The organism is Streptomyces sp. NPDC014870 (assembly GCF_043081505.1).
GTDB lineage: Bacteria > Actinomycetota > Actinomycetes > Streptomycetales > Streptomycetaceae > Streptomyces.
Genome location: NZ_JBIBWQ010000010.1, coordinates 343,604 through 362,088, shown reverse-complemented (window position 1 = coordinate 362,088; position 18,485 = coordinate 343,604). Strand labels below are relative to the sequence as shown.

Here is an 18,485-nt window from a genome sequence, read left to right as displayed (position 1 = left end):
CGGCCCTCGCGTCTCGTTCCCGGCGTCATCCGGGTCGCCGGGCGGAGCCCGGGTCTGCCCAGGTTGTTCCGTTCCGGCGCCAAACAGCCCGCCAGTCTAGTCCGTCAGGGAGGAATTCCTCGTCGATACCTTGCGCGTGGCCGGGAAGGAGCGGTATTGGGGCCCCGCGCACGCCGGTATCGAGGCGGTCGTCGAGGCTCTCGCCGGGGCGTCCGCCGCGATCTCCGCCGCAGCGGTCGTCGAGGCGGTCACCGGGGCGGGTTCCAGGCCTCGGCGGCCCTGTCGAGCTCCTCGTCGAGGGCCATGGCCGCGGTGATCAGGGCGAGGTGGGTGAAGGCCTGCGGGAAGTTCCCGAGCTGCTCACCGGTCGGGCCGATCTCCTCGGCGAAGAGCCCGACGTGGTTGGCGTAGGTGAGCATCTTGTCCATCGCGTACCGGGCCTGGTCGAGCCGGCCCGCCCGGGCCAGCGCCTCGACGTAGAGGAAGCTGCAGAGGGAGAAGGTGCCCTCGGAGCCGCGCAGGCCGTCGGGCGACGCCTCCGGGTTGTAGCGGTAGACGAGGCTGTCCGTGACGATCTCCCGGTCCATCGCGTCCAGGGTGGCCAGCCAGGAGGGCGCCCTCGGCGAGATGAAGCCGACCAGCGGCATGAACAGCAGGGACGCGTCCAGGACCTCGCTGCCGTAGTGCTGGACGAAGGCCCGCCGCTCGGGGTTCCAGCCGCGCTCCATGACCTGGGTGAGGATCGCGTCCCGCTGCTCGGTCCACCGTGGCAGATCGGCGGGGCGGGCGTACTGGGTGGCCAGACGGATGCCCCGGTCGAGGGCGACCCAGCACATCACGTGGCTGTACGTGAAGTCCTTGCGGCCGCCGCGGGTCTCCCAGATCCCCTCGTCGGGCCGGTCCCAGTGGTCGGCGAGCCAGTCGAGGAGCGCGGCGAAGCCCTTCCACGCCTCGTACCCGGCGAGCTCGGCGAGGTCCGCGGAGTGCGTCATCGCGTAGGCGAACTCGCCGTAGACATCCAGCTGGAGCTGGTCGGCCGCCCCGTTCCCGGCCCGTACGGGAGCGGAGTCGCGGTACCCGGAGAGGTGGTCCAGGATCTCCTCGGGCAGCTCGGGGTCGCCGTCGATCCGGTACATGATCTGCATCGGTTCGCCACCGGGCCGGCGGGGCACACGGAAGCGGGCGCCGAGCCAGCGACGGAAGGCGTCGGCCTCGTCGAGGTAGCCGAGGTCGAGCAGGACGCGCATGGAGAGGGACGCGTCGCGGATCCAGGTGTAGCGGTAGTCCCAGTTCCGCTCGCCGCCGATCTGTTCCGGCAGGCCCATGGTGGGCGAGGCGATGGGGGCTCCGGTGGGGGCGTAGATGAGCAGCTTCAGGGTGATGACCGAGCGGTTGACCATGTGCTGCCAGCGGCCCCGGTAGCGGCAGCGGCGGATCCAGCCGTGCCAGTACGCCTGGGTCTCCCGTTCCGCCGCCTCCAGCGCCGGCGCGGTGACGGGCGCGGGTGGGGCGGCGCCGGGCGAGGCGGTCTCCAGGACGATGCCGGCCCGCTCTCCCTGGCGGAGGGTGACGGTGGCGCGGACGTCCTGGCCGTCGGCGTGCAGGGGGACGGAACTGCTCAGATGGACGTCGAGGCCGGGGCCGTGGAAGGTGGCGGCGTGGCCGTCGAGGGTGAGGGTGTGCGGGGCGCGGCCGTAGTCGAACCGCGGCCGGCACTGGACGTCGAAGGTGAGCGTCCCGCGGACGACGCGCAGGACGCGGACCAGGCGGTGCCGGTCGGTGGCCTCCTCCGGACGCTCGGCCACCGGCATGAAGTCGACGACTTCGCCGACCCCCTCCGGGGTGAGGAAGCGGGTGATCAGGACGGCCGTGTCGGGAAGGTAGAGCTGGCGGACCGTCACGTCGTCCAGGACGGGAGCGATGGTGAAGTGGCCGCCGCGTTTCTCGTCGAGGAGGGAGGCGAAGATGCTCGGCGAGTCGAAGCGGGGGGCGCAGAACCAGTCCACCGCGCCGCCCGCGGAGATCAGGGCCGCGCTCTGGAGGTCGCCGATCAGGCCGTGGTCCGCGATCGGTGGGTAGCCGGGCACGCAGGACCTCGCTTCCGCCGCTCTTCTTCTCTGCGCGTCCACGCAACCCGTCGCCGTCCGGGTCGGCAACACGTGGGGGCCGACCGGGCGAACGGGCGCGCCGCACGGTCGGCGCACGCCCCTTTCCCGACGGTCCGACCAGTCGGTATGTTGCGGGGAGCGCCGAGCCGACCGCCGAGCCCTGGAGGCCCCATGCACGAGCCCGCGATCGAAGGGCACTGCGACCCGCGCTTCGCCGCCGTACGGGAGGCCTTCGAGGCCAACTTCCGTACCCGGGACGAACTCGGCGCGGGCGTCGCGGTCCAGGTGCGCGGCGAGACCGTGGTCGACCTGTGGGGCGGCTGGGCCGACGGCGCCCGTACGCGTCGCTGGGAACGGGACACCGTCGTCAACGTCTGGTCGACGACCAAGGGCGTGACCGCGCTCTGCGCCCATCTCCTCGCGGACCGGGGTCTGCTCGACCTGGACGCGCCGGTCGCCTCGTACTGGCCCGAGTTCGGCGCGGCGGGCAAGGAGGCGCTGCCCGTGCGCTTCCTACTCTCCCACCGCGCGGGCCTCTCGGGCCTGCGCGAGCCGCTCACGCTCGCGGAGTTCTACGACTGGGAGGTGACGACCGCCCGGCTCGCCGCGACGGAGCCGTGGTGGGAGCCCGGTTCGCGGTCCGGCTACCACGCGATGACGTAGGGCTTCCTGGTCGGTGAGGTGATCCGGCGCGTGAGCGGACGGCTGCCTGGCGCGTTCCTGCACGAGGAGATCACCGGGCCGCTCGGCATCGACTTCACGATCGGGCTGCCGGAGAAGGAGGCGGACCGGGTTGCCGAGCTGGTGCACCCCCGGGTCGCGTCGGACGCCGAGCAGGCAGCCGTCTTCGCCCAGCTGGAACCCGCGGCGCAGGCCGCCCTGGCCAACCCGCCGGTCGGGGCCGCCCAGGCCAACAGCGCCGCGTGGCGTGCTGCCGAGGTGCCGGCGGCCAACGGCCACGGGACGGCCCGCGCGGTCGCCCGGCTCTACGGCGCCTTCACCGAGCGCGGCGCAGCGGGCGGAGATCGGATCCTCTCCGAAGCGGCCGCGGAACGGGCCCGCGAGGGCCAGGGACCGTGTCGGGACCTCGTACTCGGCGCGGGCTTCGCCCACGACACGGAGTGCGGCCTCGGTCTCTGGCTCAGCGGCCCCAACGCCTCCTACGGCCCCAACCCGCGCGCCTTCGGCCACGACGGCTTCGGCGGCTCCTGCGGCCTCGCGGACCCGGAGGCGGGGGTCTCGCTCGGCTACGTCATGAACCGCATGGGCCCGCGCATCGCGGACGACCCGCGCAAGATGGCACTGGTCGAGGCGGTGTACGCGGCGCTCTGACGCCGGGCCGCCGGCACCGCCCGGCCCCGCACCGGGCAGGAACCGTGGGAGAGTACCGCCTGACGGGGATCGAGAGGGGCGGGGGACATTCTCACCATGACGCGAGCCGAGGTGCTGCTCATCGGGGGACGTGCCGGGGTCGGCAAGACGACGGTCGGGTGGGAGGTCTCGGCCCGCCTGCGGGCGGCGACGGTCGCCCATTGCGTCCTGGAGGGTGACTACATGGGCCAGGCGCATCCCGCCCCGGAGGGCGACCCGCACCGGGTCGCCCTTGGCGAGCGCAATCTGACAGCGGTCTGGTCGAACTACGCGGAGCTGGGCTACCGGCGCCTCATCTACACGAACACGGTGAGCGTCCTGGCCGCGAACACGGCCATGTTCCAACGCGCCATGGGCGCGGACGTCAGGATTGTCCGGGTTCTGCTCACCGCCTCCGACGACACGGCCGGCGAACGCCTGAGGGGCCGGGAGCTCGGCTCCGAGCTGGAGCAGGAACTCCTCGGCAGCGCCCGCAAGGCCCGCCTCCTGGACGAGCAGGCGCCCGAGGACACCCTCAGGGTGGCCACGGACGGCCGCTCGGTCCCGGACATCGCGGTCGAGGTGGCGGCAGCCACCGGTTGGCTGTCGCCACCCGACGCACGGCGCGTGTGACGGGGTCCCGTTCAGGCCCTCGCCGACCGGGTGGTCACCAAGCGACCGGGAGGGCCCTCAGTCCGCTGAAGAACTCCCGTGACCGCCAACGCAGTTCCCGCTCCGGGACCGCGAGGTGCAGGCCGGGGAGGCGGGTCGTGACGCGTTCGAGGGTGATCTGGAGCTCCAGACGGGCCAGATGGGCGCCCAGGCAGTAGTGGATGCCGTGGCCGAAGCTGATGTGCGCGGCGCCGGGCCGGTCGAGGACCAGTCGGTCGGGGTCGGGGAAGACGGCCGGGTCGTGGTTGGCGGCGGCCTGGGAGACGACGACGGCCTCGCCCTCGCGGATCAGGACGCCGCCCAGTTCCACGTCCTGCCGGGCGTAGCGGGGCAGGGTCAGGCCGTTGAGCAGGGGGACGTAGCGCAGGAGCTCCTCCACTGCGCGCGGGATCAGTTCGGGCCGCGCGCGCAGGGTCGCCTGCCACTCGGTGCCGTCGCCCCGCGCCTCGGAGGGCAGCAGCAGGACCGCGAAGAAGTTGGCGATCTGGTTCGTCGTCGTGACGAAGCCCGCGATGAGCAACTCCCCCAGCAGCCCCGTCAGTTCCTGCTCCGTCAGAGCGCCGTCCTCGTGCGCGCGGACCAGGAGGGTGAGCAGGTCGTCGGCGGGGGCCCGTCGGCGTTCCTCGATCCAGCCGTGCATCCGGGTGAAGAAGTCCTTGCCGTGCTGTTCGAGGGCCTCGGGCGTCTCGCTGCCGGAGCAGATGACGTCCGCCCAGGCCCGGACGGCGGGCATGTCGGCGGTGGGGACGCCGATCAGTTCGCAGATGAGGGTCATGGGCAGGGGGAAGGAGAGGTCCTCGACCAGGTCGGCGGGGGGCCCGGCGTCCTCGATCCGGTCGAGCAGTTCGTCCGCCACCGCACGGATGCGGGCGCGCAGGCCCTCCATGCGGCGTGCGGTGAACTCCTTGGCCAGCAGCGCCCGCAGCGGCGTGTGGCGGGGCGCGTCGAGGGCGATGAGGCCGCCGCCGGCGCGGGGCATGGGGTCGATGCGGGGGTGGTCGCGGCGGAGCGCCTCGGCGAGGGAGAACCGGCCGTCGGAGAGGACTGCGCGCACGTCCTCGTAGGAGGTGGCGAGCCAGGCCTCGTCGCCGTACGGCAGGCGGACCCTGGTGAGCGGTCGGCCGCGCAGTGGCGCGTACCCGGTGGAGAGTCCCAGCCCTTCGTCGGTCCAGAAGGGGTACGGGAGCGGGGTCGCGGTCATGGGGCGGTGCCTTTCTCGGCGGAGGGTGCCTGCGGGCGCGGGCCGACTGGGACGAGGACGTGGGTGGGCGGGGGTGCGCTGGTGTCGACGTCGGCGGTGAAGTCGAGGCCGTCGTCCCGGCAGACGAACTGCATGACCTGGCGTCCGGCGGCGGCAGCCCGGATCAGGCCACCGGTAGTGGCCCACACCCCGGAGAGGTAGAAGTTCCGCAGGCCCGGCAGGACGGGGCCGTTCTTCCTGACGAGTTCCTCCATCGCCTCACCGCTCTCCACGAAGGGCTGCCAGCCGAGGAACGTGCCTTCGTAGCTGCCCGTGTAGCGGATCTGGGTGAGGGGCGTGCTGGTGTCCCGTACGGCGATGGAGTCCCTGAGGCCGGGGTGGCGGGCTTCGAGGAAGTCGACGACGGCGTCCCTGGTGCGGCGTTTGGCCACGGCGTACGCCTTGCCCCGCCGCACCGGCAGAGTGTGCAGCTCCGTTCCGCGGCGGGGTCGGCTGAGCCGTTCGGGGCCTTCGGCCAGTTCTCGCCAGGGGGCGGTGTCGGAGAAGTAGGTGGCGTAGACGACGGTCGTGTCCCGGGGGGACAGCTCGGGGTAGAAGCGGCTGCGGAACTGGATGTTGAGGCTGGGGTGCCGGAGGCCGACGAGCCGGCCGGCGGTCTCCTCGTCGAGGAGGTGGGTGGTGGTGGGGTCGGCGTCCGGGAAGGGGCGGCGAAGGCCCAGGAAGACGCTGACATAGCCGGGGAAGACCATCCCGGGCCGCTGGATGGTCTCCCGGAAGAGCGTCGCGTACTCCTCGTCCAGATAGCGCCCGTCGAGGAGCTTCAGGAGCGTGTGGGGGCCGTCGCAGGCGGAGACGACGATGTCGGCGTAGTGCTCCTCGCCGTTCGCGAGCCGGACGCCGATCGCGCGGTCGTCCTTGACGAGGATCTCCTCGACGAGGGCGTTGTAGGTGATCTCGCCGCCGAGCCGCCGATAGCGCTGCTCGATGGAGCGGGCGAGGCCGAGCGAACCGCCCTCGGGGACGCCCGCCGACCGGTGGGCCTGCGCGGCCATCTGGAAGTAGAACGGCAGGACCGGGAAGCCGGGGTGCTTCTCGTACAGGATGTAGTTGAACGCCTCCCTCAGGAGCGGGTCCTTGAAGCGGGTCGAGTACTCCGTCATCAGCACGGACATCGAGGTGCGGAAGAGGTTGAAGTACGGCACGAAGCCGGCCAGCATGCACCAGCGCTCGCGACGGCTCATCAGCGCCACGGGCTTGAGGAAGGGGTAGGCGGGCAGGCAGGTGATGAACCTGCGCAGGCCCGCGCAGAAGGCCCTGATGGGGCGGGCGTCGGCGGGCGACAGATCGAGCAGGTGCGCTTCCAGGCGGTCGGGGTCGCAGTAGAAGTAGACGGCCCTGCCGTCCGTGCCGCGCACGGTGTTGAAGACGTCGAAGTGGCGCATCTCCTTGCCCTGGAGCGCCCCGAGTTCGAGCCAGATCTGGTGCATCTCGTTGCCGGGGCCGTTGCCGAGGAGCCAGCTGACGCAGGCGTCGAAGGTGTAGTCGCCGCGGTCCCAGCCGGTGCAGCAGCCGCCGGGGATCTCGTGCATCTCGAAGATCCGGGTGCGGTAGCCGTTCATCCGGGCGTACGCGCCGGTGGAGAGGCCGCCGAGCCCGCCCCCGATGATGATCATGGTTTCGCGGCGTGTGCGCTGTGTCTTCGTCACGGCGGTCACCTGACCCTGCGGGACTCGAGCTGGGGCAGCCGGCCGAGCCGGTCCGGGTGCCAGGGGGTGGTGTCGGTGGACTCCCAGGCCTGGAACTCCAGGCCGAGGTCCCGGCAGAGGTACTGGGTGACGAACCGGCCGCTCGCGGCGGCGCGGATCAGGCTGCCGCCGCCGAACCACTGGCCCGCGAGGGAGAGCCCGGCGAGACCCGGCAGCCGCATCCGGTCCTTGTTGATGAGGGCGGTGATGACGTCGTCGGCCGGGGTGAAGGACTTCCAGCCGAGGATGGAGCCGCCGCGCACTCCGGTGTAGCGCTCGGTCGTGACCGGGGAGGCCACGTCGACGACCTCGATCGCCCGGCCGACGCCCGGGTGGTGACGTTCCAGGAAGCCCCGGACGAAGTCGGCGACCTCCTGCTTGCGGGCCCAGTACGCCCTCCGGTCGGTGCGGCGCAGGTGCTTCCACGAGTCGTAGTCGCTGAAGTACGTGCAGTGCACGACGGACTTGCCCGGCGGGGCGAAGCCGTCGGAGTAGCGGGAGCGCATCTGGACGACGAGGCTGTTCTGCAGGACGCCCGGCAGGGTCTTGCTGTCCTCGTCGGAGAGCAGATAGGTGACGCTGTGCCGGGCGGTGGGGTCCAGCTCGTCCTTCAGGCCGACGAAGGCGGAGACGACTCCCGGGTAGACGACGTCCGGGCTCTCGGTCATCTGCGCGAACAGCTCCTCGACCCGTGGGCTGGTGTAACGGCCCCCGAGCAGCCCGTGGAGGGTCGTCTCGCCGTCGCAGGCCGCGACCACGTGGTCGGCGTAGTGGCGTTCGCCGCCACGCAGTTCGACGCCGATCGCGCGGTCGTCCTCCACCAGGATCCGCTCGACCCTGGCCCGGTAGTCGACGCGTCCGCCGAGTCCGGTGTAGCGGTCCTCCACCGAGCGGGCCAGACCCAGCGAACCGCCCTGCGGGAAACCGGCGTTGAGGTGGTAGGCGCTGGCCATGTTGAACAGGTACGGCAGCAGCGGGAAGACTTCGTGGTCCTGGAAGAAGATGAACGGGAAGGCGCGGCGCAGCAGCGGGTCCTGGAACCGTTCGCAGAAGGTCTCCATCCGGGTGACCGCCGTCCGCCACAGCATCAGGAAGGAGGGCAGGACCGCGCGGAGCGTCGCGAGGCGCTCGCGCGGGGACTGGAGCGGCGAAGGGGTCAGGAACGGGTAGAGGTTGATCCGGGTGAAGCGGCGCAGGTCCCGGCAGAACGCCCGGATCGGGCGGGCGTCGGCCGGCGAGAGCTCCAGGAGGTGGGCCTCCAGCCGGTCGGGGTCGTTGTAGAAGGTGACCGAACGGCCGGTCTCGTCGGTGACGGTGTTGAACATCTCGAAGTTCGCGATGCTCTTCCCGTCGAGCGCGCCGAGCTCCCGCCAGACACGGGCGGCGTCGTTGCCGCGGCCCGTCCCGGTGAGCCACTCGATGCAGTAGTCGAAGACGTAGTCCTGGCGCGACCAGGCGGTGCAGCAGCCGCCGGGCAGCACATGCCGCTCGAAGATCCGTGTCTCGGCGCCGCTCATCTGGGAGTACACCCCGGTGGAGAGGCCGCCGATGCCACCGCCGACGATGATCACCCGGGGCGGCTCGCCCGGCGGCCGGGCCGCGCGCCGCTCCCATACGGTCCTCTTCTCACGCGACATCGGTCTCCCCCTCCGTCGTGGACGCGGCGGCGAGGAAGGTCAGCCCCTCGCGCGCGGCGGCGGCGATGTCGTCGTCGAGGGCGGCCCTGGCCAGGGACGCGTTGCGGGCCGCCGGCTTCTCGTCGAGCATCTCGGCGTGCAGTCCTGAGCCGCGCACCAGCCGGTTGCCGGTGGTGGAGGCGGCGGCCCAGCTGCCGCGCTGCCCCGCCGCGTACAGCTCGGCCTTGGCCTCGTCGGCGATCACGGTGACGGCCGCGGTCACCGTCCCGAGGTTCGGGGTCCGGCCGCAGTACTCCAGGTAGTCCCTGGCCTGTTCGAGCGTCTGCGCGGTGACCGTCTCGGATCCGGTGTGGCGGCGCAGATGGTCGCGGAGCTCGTGCTCGAAGGCCTCGACGTGCTCGGCGGCGATGCCGTACGCCTCGGTGATCCGGTACGAGTCCAGAATCACCACGTGCGACACCTCGCGGCCCCGCCGCTCCAGCTCCTTGGCCACCTCGAAGGCGAGGTTGCCGCCGAGGGAGTAGCCGAGCAGCGGGCACGGGCCGGTGGGGCTGAGCTCCTCGACCAGATCGGCGTAGCGGGCGGTCTTGTCGCCGTCGACGTGGTTGAAGGCGATCAGCTCGTACGAGGGCAGGTGCGCGGCGAAGTGCCGGTAGACGAGACCGTGACCGCCGGCCGGCGGGAAGCAGAACAGGGCTTGGCCCGCACCGGTGTTGAACGTGAGGTGCGGCAGGGTTCCGGAGACCTCGCCGGTGACGATGGACTCGACGGTGCGGGCCATCCCGTGCAGCGTGGTGACCTTGAAGAGCAGGCCGACCGGGATGGCGATGCCGAATTCCTTCTGGAGGTGGTGGATGAGTTCGATGAGCGTGATGGAGCTGCCGCCGGAGGTGAAGAAGTCGCTGCTCAGTCCGATCCGTTCGATCCCGAGCACCGCCTTCCAGTGGGCGGCGACGCGCTCCTCGTAAAACGTCACGGGCGGTTCGTGGTCCTCCTCGGCGGCGCCGTCCAGGGGCGCGGGGAGCGCCGCCGGGTCGACCTTGCCGTTCGGGGTCAGGGGCAGGGAGTCCAGGACCGTGAGACGGGCCGGGATGAGGTACGTGGGCAGCTGGGCGGCCAGCCGTCGGCGCAGGGCACGCGGGTCGGGTGTGGTGTCGTCCGTCCCGACGACGTACGCGCAGAGCGCCGGCTCGCCCGCCGGGCCGGTGCGGACCGTCACGAACGCCTGGGCGACGCCGTCGGCTTCGAGCAGCAGCGACTCGATCTCGCCCGGCTCGATGCGGTGGCCGCGCAGCTTGATCTGGGCGTCGGCGCGGCCGAGCAGGTGGATCCGGCCGCGGTCGTCGCGGCGGGCGAGGTCCCCGGTGCGGTAGAGCCGTTCGGGGACCGCGTCGGGCCCGCGGTCGAGGGTGAGGGTGACGAAGCGCCGGGCGGTCTGCTCGGGGTCGCCGGTGTAGCCGAGGGCGAGGCCGGGGCCGCCGGCCCACAGTTCGCCGACGACACCGGGTGGTACGGGCTCGTGGCGGGCGTCCAGGACGTGCAGGACGCAGTTGGGCAGCGGGGCGCCGACGGGGACGGTGCCGTGGGGGTCGAGGCCGTCGGTGGGGCCGTCGAAGCAGGCGCTGTCGACCGTCGCCTCGGTGAGGCCGTACGAGTTGATCACACGGGTCTCCGGGCCGCAGAGCCGGCGCAGCCGCTCGTACTCCGCGACCTTCCAGGTGTCGGAGCCGACGATCATCAGGCGCATGAAGTCGAGGCGGTGACCGCCCTCCTCGCAGTGGACCGTCAGGGCGCGGGCGGTGGCGGGCACGAACTCGGCGCAGTCGACCCGCTCGGCCGTCATCGCCTCGTACAGCCGTGCCGTGTTGAGCAGCAGCTCCCGGTCGGCGAGGACGAGCCGGCCTCCGGAGCACAGCGCGCGGACGAGGTCGCCGGTGAAGACGTCGAAGGAGACGGCGGCGAGCTGGAGATGGACCCCCGGCTCGGCGGCGAGGCCGTACTCCTCGCGCCAGGCCGCCTGGACGGCGGCGAGGGCGCCGTGCGAGACGCGGACGGCCTTGGGCCGGCCGGTGGAACCGGAGGTGTGGATGACATAGGCGGGGGTGTCGGGATCGTGGGGCAGCTCGTCGAGGGGCTCGTCCGGGCCCTCGGCGCACACATCGGTGAGGAACTCCGCGCCGAGGGCCGCGAGCCGCTCCGGGCCGTCGGGCTCGGCGACGACCAGCGCGGCCCCCGCGTTGGCGGTCATGGCGGCGAGCCGGTCGACCGGGTGGCCGGGGTCGAGCGGCAGGTAGGCGGCCCCGGCGCGCCAGACCCCGAGGAGGGCCACGATCAGCTCGGGCGACTTCGGCAGGCAGACGGCGACCACGTCTCCGGCGCCCGCTCCGCGCGCCCTGAGCCGGCCGGCGAGCGCCGCGGAGGCCCGCTCCAGCTCTCCGTACGTCAGGTGGCGCGCCGCTCCCCCGGTACCGGCCGCGGGCACGGTCACGGCGACCGCGTCGGGCGTGCGGGCCGCCGCGTCCTCGAACAGCCGGTGCACGGGCCGGTCCTGGGCGATCACCGGGCCCCGGGCGCCTCGGCCGTGCAGGAGTTCGTGGCGCTCGTGGACGCCGAGCATGTCGAGCGCGGCGACCGGACGGTCGCCGGGGGCGCGGGTGAGGGCGTCCAGGAGCGTGCGGTAGTGCTCGGCCATGCGGCGGACGGTCCTGGGCCGGAACAGGTCGGTGTTGTACTTCAGGACGCAGTGGAAGCGGCGTTCGCCCTCGTCCTCGTAGGCCGACAGGGTGACGTCGAACTGGCCCTCCTCCTCGGGGAGTTCGATGTAGTCCAGGTGGTAGCCGTACTGCTGCGAGGACACCTTGTGGGCCAGCAGGATGAACATGGCCTGGAAGACCGCCGACCGGCTCGGGTCGTGCTGGAGGCCCAGCTTCTCGACGAGCAGCACGAAGGGGTACTCCTGGTGGTCCAGGCCGCCGAGGACGGTCCTGCGGACCTGGGCGAGCAGCTCGCCGACGGTCGGGTCGCCGGCCAGGTTCACGTGCAACGGCAGCGGGTTGACGAAGTAGCCGTAGACGGAGCCGAGTTCCTCGTCCGTGCGGCCGGTCACGGGGCTGCCGACGACGAGGTCGTCCTGTCCGGAGTGGCGGTGGAGCAGGAGGTAGTACGCGCAGAGCAGCACCATGAAGGGGGTGACGCCGTGCTCGCGGGCCAGGGTGTGCACCCGGGCGCTCAGCTCCTCGTCGAGGACGAAGAACTCTGACGCTCCGTTGTGCGTCTGGACGGGTGGCCTGGGTCCGTCCGTGGGCAGGGCGAGCGGCGGGATCTCGGCGGGCAGGGCGCCGCGCCAGTACTCCAGCATGCGGTCGGCGTCCGGGGAGGCCAGGAAGCGGTTCTGGCGGTTGAGGAAGTCGAGGTACCGGGCCGGGACGGGCGGCAGCTCGGCCGGCCGGCCCGCGCGCATGCCCTCGTAGAGCGCGAGCAGTTCCTCGATGAAGGTGAAGGTGGAGATGGCGTCCGAGACGATGTGGTGGACCGCCTTCATGATGACCCAGCGGTCGGGGCCGCGCCGGAAGAGCCGGAACCGCATCAGCGGATCACGGGCGAGGTCGTAGGGCTCGCGGTACTCCGCGACGATCAGCTCACGGATCTCGTCCCAGGGCAGCCCCTCGACGTCGAACACCTCGAAGTCCGGCTCCATGGTGTCGGAGACGGTCTGGACCGGGCGGCCGTCGTCCAGGACGAAGTTCGCCCGCAGGACGGGGTGCCGGGCGACGAGCGTCCGCACGGCGTCCGCCATCAGCTCGGGCTCGATCACCGTGCGGACCTCGACGGCGCCGCCGATGTTGTACGCGTACCCGTCGGGGTTGAGCTGCTTGAGGAACCAGAGCGCCTTCTGGTTCTGGGTGAGCGGGTGCCGGTTCGGGTCCTCGTGCAGCTCGACGGTGACCGCGCCGCCCTCGGTGCCCGCCTCCCGCGCCGCGAGGGTCTCGGTGGCCGTGTGCAGCTGGGCGATCAGCTCCCGCACGGGGGCGCCGCTGAGCAGGGCGACGACGGGCAGCGCGACCCCGGTCTCCGCCTGGATCCGGGCCCGCAGCTCCATGGCGAGGAGCGAGTCGAGACCGAGTTCGCCGAGCCCGGCGTCCGGGTCGATCCGCTCGGCACCCACCCGCAGGACCGTCGCGGCGGGAGCCAGGAAGTGCTCGGCCACGAGCCGGGCCCGCTCGCCCTCGTCGTCGGCGGATCGGAACCAATCGAGATAGCCGCCCTGCCCGTCGGTCCCGCCCTGCCCTGCGGCGGACGCGGCGGCTTCGGCCGCGAGACCCGCGACCAGCGGGGGCGAGGTGGGGTACCAGGCGAGGAAGGTCTTCCAGTCGCTGATGGTGGCGATCAGCAGCTGGGCCCGGTCCTGCCCGAACACCCGCTCCAGGACGGCCGTTCCGGCTGCCGGGGAGAGCGAGCTCATGCCCCGGACCAGGCGGTAGTGCTCGACGAGGCTCAGCTCCTCGATCATGCCGGTCGCCCACGGGCCCCAGTTCAGGCTGAGCGCGGGCAGGCCGCGGGCCCTGCGGTGGTGGGCGAGGGCGTCGAGGAAGGCGTTGCCCGCCGCGTAGTTGGTCTGGCCGGTGGTGGTGAGCAGCGCCGCGACCGAGGAGAAGAGCACGAAGTGGTCGAGCGGCTCGTCGCGCAGCAGGTGGTGCAGGAGCCAGGCTCCGGCGACCTTCGGCGCGAGGACGGCGTCGAAGGAGACGCGGTCCATGTCCTGGACCGGGATGTCCCGTACGTGCCCGGCGAGATGGAAGACGCCCCGGACGGGAGGGGCGTCCCGGTCGCGGCGGTCGGCCAGCCACGCGGTGAGCGCGGCCTCGTCGGCGATGTCGAGGGCCGCGTGGACGGGATGGGCGCCGAGCGCCTCCAGCTCCTTGACGAAGCGCGCCCCGGAGCCCGCCGGTGACTCGGGGTCGAGGGCCCGCCAGGTGGCGCGGTCGGGCAGTGCGGTGCGGCCCACCAGGATCAGGTGCCGGGCGCCCTGACGGACGAGGTAGCGGCAGAGCAGCCGGCCGAGGGCGCCGAAGGCACCGGTCACCAGGTAGGCGCCGTCCGTGCGGAGCCGGGGCGGCAGGGGGCGGGTGAGGCCCTCGGGCCGGACGAGACCGCTGACCAGCCGACGTCCTGCCCGCAGCGCGACCTCGTCCTCGGGGGACTCGGGTCGGTGCGGTGCGAGGACCTCGCGCAGGAGGGCGTGGGCGTCGACTTCGGGATCGGGGGCGGCGTCGGCTCCGGGGGCGACGTCCGCTCCGGGGTCGGCGTCGGCTCCGGGGTCGGGGTCGTGGGCGGCGGTCATCCCCTCCAGGTCGATCAGCTTGCCCGGGTGCGCGATCAGTTCCTGGTGCCGGAGCACCCGGCCGATGCCCCAGGCCGGGGCGCCGAGGGGTTCGACCAGGTCTCCGGAGACCGCCGCCTGGGTGCCCCGGGTGACCAGGTGCAGGGACGCGGGTGCGGCGAGCTGTCCGGGGTCGTCCCGGAGCGCCTGCGCGAGTGCGACGACGGAGTAGGCGCCCAGCGCGCCGTGTTGGTCGAGGTGCTCGCGGCGGGTGGCGTCGAGGGCGGGCAGGTCCAGGTTCCACAGGTGTACGACGGCGTCGACGGCACGCCCGTCGCGCGCGGCCAGCTCGGCGAGGAGCCGCCGCAGGTCGTCCGCGTTCCCGGGGACCACCTCGGAGGAGCCGCCCTCGCCCGCACCGAAGGCGTACGTGTCGCCCGGCCGGACGAGATGGCAGGAACCGCCACGCGCTGTGAGGAGCCGCTCCAGGGCATCGGCCACTCCCCCGGGCCGGTCGGCGAACAGCAGCCAGTTTCCGGGGCCCGGCGTCTCGGCCTCTTCCAACGGCGCTTCGGACCAGCCCAGTTCGGCGAGCCAGCCGTCGATCGTCGCCAGTCCGACCGTGGCCGAGGCCTGTTCGACGTCCGCGGCCCGGAAGCCGTGGACGTGGCCGACGCGTTCGCCGTCCTCGGTGTGGAGGACGATGTCGCCGATCAGTTCGTCGTCCGCGCGCCGGGTGACGGTGGCGTGGGCCCACAGGGGCCGGTCGCCGATCGGCGTCGTCCGCACCTCGTCGATGGAGAGCGGCAGCAGGATTCCCGTACCGGAGGTAGCGGGTGTACCGGATGCACCGGACGTACCGGCTGCGGTCTCGTCCGGGAGCCCGGCCAGGAGAAGCGCCTGGAAGCAGGCGTCGAGGAGGGCCGGGTGGAGCTGGTGGCCGGCCGCGCCGCCGCCGACGCCCGCGGGCGGCCGGATCAGCGCGAGCGCCTCGCCCTGCCCATGCTCGCCGCGCCCCTGCCAGGCCTCGGCGATGCCCTGGAACGCGGGGCCGTAGTGGTAGCCGCGCGCGCCGAGGGTCTCGTAGCAGGCGGCGGAGTCCATGGACCGCTCCGCGCGCTCCCGGACCGCCACCAGGTCCGCGGGCGTGCGGCGGGGCGCGGGCGCCCCGGCACGGACGACTCCGACGGCGTGGACGGTGGCGGCGTGGACGGCGGTGGCGTCGGCGCCGCCGGCCGCCACGGTGAACGCGGCCGACCGGGCGGAGAGCGACAGCTGGACGGCCTTGGGGGCGTCGTCGGGCAGGAAGAGGGCCTTGCGCAGTTCGATGTCGCCGAGCACGACGTCCTCGGCGCCGGTCACCGCCCGGACGGCCTGGGTGGCCATCTCGACGTATCCGGCGGCAGGGAACAGGGTCCGCCCCTGGATGCGGTGGTCGGCGAGGTAGGGCTGGGTCTCGACATCGAGCGCCACCTCCCACGTGGGTTCGGCGGTGTCGAGCCGGCGGCCGAGCAGCGGGTGGTCCTGCCGGCCGAGGCGCACGTCCGCGACCGGTTCCGGTTCGGCCCAGTAGCGGTCGCGCCGCCAGGGGTAGCGCGGCAGGGGTACCGAGCGGCCGCGCGGGTGGAGGGCGTGCCAGTCGACCGGGCAGCCGAGGGTGTGGAGCGCGGCGAGGGAGGTGGTGAAGCGGAGGGCCTCGTCCTCGGCACGGCGGATGGAGGGCAGCGTGGTCGCGGTCGCCTCACCGGCCTCGGCCGCCTGCTGGAAGCACTCCTTGATGGAGTGACCGAGCACCGGGTGGGGTCCGATCTCCAGGAAGGTGCGGTACCCGTCGGCGGCGAGGGCGTCGACGGCCGCGCGGAAGCGCACGGTGTCGCGCACGTTGTTCCACCAGTACGCGGCGTCCAGCTCGGGGCCTTCGGCGCGGCCCTCCCGACCGGTCAGCCGGAGCGGCAGCCGGGCGCGGCGGGGTGCGATGTCGGCCAGTTCGGCGAGCAGTTCGTCCTTGATCGCGTCCATCGCGGCCGAGTGGTACGGCACTTGTACGTCGAGGAGCTTCGCGAACACCCCGTCCACCCGCAGGGACGTGGCGTACGCGCCGAGCGCGGCCTCCTCGCCGGCCAGGGTGAGGGCGCCAGGGCTGTTCACGGCGGCGACCGACAGCCGGTCGCCGAAGGGCTCGGCCCTGCGCAGGGCCTCGTCCTCGGGAAGCCCCACGGCGAGCATGGTGCCGGTGCCCGCCAGCCGGTGCTGGAGGCGGCTGCGGGCCAGCACGATGCGCACGGCGTCGCGGAGGCTGTACACCCCGGCCTCGTAGAACGCCGCGATCTCGCCCGTGCTGTGGCCCACGACGGCGGAGGGGTGCACGCCGTGGGCCCGCCAGAGCGCGGCGAGGCCCACCTGGACGGCGAAGTTCGCGGGCTGGGCGAGCCAGGTCTCCGCCATCCGGGAGGCGTCCTCGGCCGCGTTCAGCTCGGCGACGAGGGACCAGCCGGCCTGCGCGGCGATCTCCCGGTCGACGGCTTCCACGGCCTGCCGGTAGACGGGCCGGGTGGCGAACAACTGGCGCCCCATCGCCCACCACTGGGGTCCCATGCCGGTGAACACCCAGACGGGTTCGGCCTGTCGGCCCTCGCGCCGCCTGCCGGTCACCACACGGGGGTGTTCCTCGCCCCGGCCGTACGCGGCGAGGGCCTCGTCCACCTCGTCGGGCGAGCCGTACACGACGGACAGCCGGACGTCGTGGTGCTGGCGGCGGTGGGCGAGGGAGTACGCCAGGTCCGGGAGGCACGCGCGCTCGTCGGGGGCGGCAAGTTCCGCGCGGACGGCCTCGGCGAGTGCGGGCAGGACGGCGGCGTCGCGGGTGCTGAGCGGCAGCACGGAGGGCGTGGGGGCGGCCGTGGTGACCGTGCTGTCCGTCGCCTCCATCAGGTCCGTCGGGTCCGCGGCGTCGGACACGGGTGCGGCTTCGAGCAGGACGTGGGCGTTGGTGCCGCCGAAGCCGAAGGAGTTGACCCCGGCGCGTGCGGGTCCCTCGTGCGCGGGCCAGGGCGTGAGCCGGTCGGGGATCGCGTACGGCGCCGTGTCGAGGTCGATGGCGGGGTTGATCCGCTCCAGGTTGATGTGGGGCGGGATGAGCCGGTGCTCGATGCTGAGGGCGGTCTTGATGAGCCCGGCGATGCCGGCGGCGGACTCGGTGTGCCCGATGTTCGTCTTGACCGAGCCGACGTAGCAGGCGTCGCCCGGCCTGCGCCCGATCGCGAGGACCCGGGCCAGCGCGCCCGCCTCCACCGGGTCGCCGACGGGCGTGGACGTCCCGTGGGCCTCCACGTACTGGAGGTCTCCCGGCGTGATGCCGGCCCGCTCGCAGACCTGCTCGATCAGGGTGACCTGGGCGTCGGCGCTGGGGACCGTGATGCCGTTGGTGCGGCCGTCCTGGTTGACACCGGTCTCCGTGACGACGGCGTGGATCCGGTCTCCGTCGCGCATGGCGTCCGAGAGCCGTTTGAGGACGACGATCCCGACTCCTTCGGCGCGGACGTAGCCGTTCGCGCCGGCGTCGAAGGTGCGGGAGCGGCCCTCGGGGGAGAGGAAGCCGCCCTTCGTCTCGGCGATCGTGTACTGCGGGGTCAGATGCAGCAGCGTGCCGCCCGCGAGGGCCAGCGAACTCTCGCCGCGCCGCAGGCTCTCGCAGGCGAGGTGGACGGCGACGAGGGAGGAACTGCACGCGGAGTCGACGGAGAGGCTCGGCCCCCGGAAGTCGAAGCAGTGCGAGAGCCGGTTCGACACCATCGTCATCATCGTGCCGGTCGCGGTGTGCGCGCCGAGGGTGTCGAAGCGCAGGTCGGCGAATTGCAGGATCTTGTAGTCGAGGGTGAAGGCGCCGACGAAGACGCCGACGTCCTGCCCGGCGAGCTCGGCCGGCTTCTGCCCGCCGTCCTCCAGGGCCTCCCAGCTCACCTCCAGGAGCTTGCGCTGCTGCGGGTCCATGGAGTGAGCCTCGCGCGGGCTGATCCCGAAGAACTCCGGGTCGAACTCGTCGAAACCGTCGATGTATCCGCCTCGCCCACCGACCAGCCGACCGGGTTTGGACTTGTCACGGCTGCCCAGTGAGGCGACGTCGTACCGGTCGGGCGGTGTGGGCGTGAGGCAGTCCTTCCCGTCGACCAGGTTGCGCCAGAAGCCGCGGTGGTCGTTGGCGCCGCCCGGGAAGCGGCAGCCGATCCCGATGATCGCGACCTTCTCCGCGGGCTTGGGAAGGGCGGCGGAGGCGGCGATGTGGGCATGGCGGAGCGATTCAGGCATGAGCGGTCCCTTGATGCGCGTGGTGAGCGGAGAAGGCGTGACGGACGGGCGGACGGGCGGACGGGCGGGCGGATGGGCGGACGGAACGGAACGAGGCGTCACGGCGAGTGGCCCGGTGTCGGAGCAGCGCATGGCGCCAGGACGCCG

Annotated in this window: 6 protein-coding genes and 1 pseudogene; 2 read left to right on the top strand and 5 right to left on the bottom strand. The window is 72.8% G+C overall.

Annotated features, from left to right (window positions below; translation table 11 throughout):
- Positions 1 to 248 precede the first annotated feature (248 nt).
- Complete coding sequence (locus ACF09C_RS28400) at positions 249 to 2,087, bottom strand: glycoside hydrolase family 15 protein (RefSeq protein ID WP_392095504.1); 1,839 nt, start codon at positions 2,085 to 2,087, stop codon at positions 249 to 251.
- Between the two features lie 192 nt (positions 2,088 to 2,279).
- Between ACF09C_RS28400 and ACF09C_RS28395 the strand changes: the two are divergent.
- Both ACF09C_RS28395 and ACF09C_RS28390 read left to right on the top strand, forming a co-directional pair.
- Positions 2,280 to 3,440 (top strand): annotated as a pseudogene (locus ACF09C_RS28395) (serine hydrolase domain-containing protein).
- A gap of 96 nt (positions 3,441 to 3,536) precedes the next feature.
- Positions 3,537 to 4,091 (top strand): hypothetical protein, encoded by a 555-nt coding sequence (locus tag ACF09C_RS28390; RefSeq protein ID WP_392095502.1) that lies wholly within the window; start codon positions 3,537 to 3,539, stop codon positions 4,089 to 4,091.
- Positions 4,092 to 4,125: 34 nt separating this feature from the next.
- Here the strand turns inward: ACF09C_RS28390 and ACF09C_RS28385 are convergent, their stop codons facing one another.
- Genes ACF09C_RS28385 through ACF09C_RS28370 form a run of 4 tightly spaced genes read right to left on the bottom strand, consistent with a single transcriptional unit; the run spans position 4,126 to position 18,338 of the window.
- Positions 4,126 to 5,331 (bottom strand): cytochrome P450, encoded by a 1,206-nt coding sequence (locus tag ACF09C_RS28385; RefSeq protein WP_392095501.1) that lies wholly within the window; start codon positions 5,329 to 5,331, stop codon positions 4,126 to 4,128.
- Positions 5,328 to 7,004 (bottom strand): phytoene desaturase family protein, encoded by a 1,677-nt coding sequence (locus ACF09C_RS28380; protein ID WP_392095577.1) that lies wholly within the window; start codon positions 7,002 to 7,004, stop codon positions 5,328 to 5,330. Before ACF09C_RS28380 ends, ACF09C_RS28385 begins: the two co-directional genes overlap by 4 nt.
- Before the next feature lie 38 nt (positions 7,005 to 7,042).
- On the bottom strand, positions 7,043 to 8,713 hold the full coding sequence (locus ACF09C_RS28375) for a phytoene desaturase family protein (RefSeq protein WP_392095499.1): 1,671 nt from the start codon (positions 8,711 to 8,713) through the stop codon (positions 7,043 to 7,045).
- The gene (locus tag ACF09C_RS28370; RefSeq protein WP_392095497.1) at positions 8,703 to 18,338 is read right to left on the bottom strand and encodes an amino acid adenylation domain-containing protein; all 9,636 of its coding nucleotides are present in this window, start codon (positions 18,336 to 18,338) and stop codon (positions 8,703 to 8,705) included. Before ACF09C_RS28370 ends, ACF09C_RS28375 begins: the two co-directional genes overlap by 11 nt.
- Positions 18,339 to 18,485 lie beyond the last annotated feature (147 nt).

Excerpts from the sequence above, each read along its gene's own strand:
- ACF09C_RS28390 (WP_392095502.1), top strand. The coding sequence starts at position 3,537 with ATGACGCGAGCCGAGGTGCTGCTCATCGGGGGACGTGCCGGGGTCGGC.
- ACF09C_RS28385 (WP_392095501.1), bottom strand. The coding sequence starts at position 5,331 with ATGACCGCGACCCCGCTCCCGTACCCCTTCTGGACCGACGAAGGGCTG.
- ACF09C_RS28380 (WP_392095577.1), bottom strand. The coding sequence starts at position 7,004 with ATGATCATCATCGGGGGCGGGCTCGGCGGCCTCTCCACCGGCGCGTAC.
- ACF09C_RS28375 (WP_392095499.1), bottom strand. The coding sequence starts at position 8,713 with ATGTCGCGTGAGAAGAGGACCGTATGGGAGCGGCGCGCGGCCCGGCCG.
- ACF09C_RS28370 (WP_392095497.1), bottom strand. The coding sequence starts at position 18,338 with ATGCCTGAATCGCTCCGCCATGCCCACATCGCCGCCTCCGCCGCCCTT.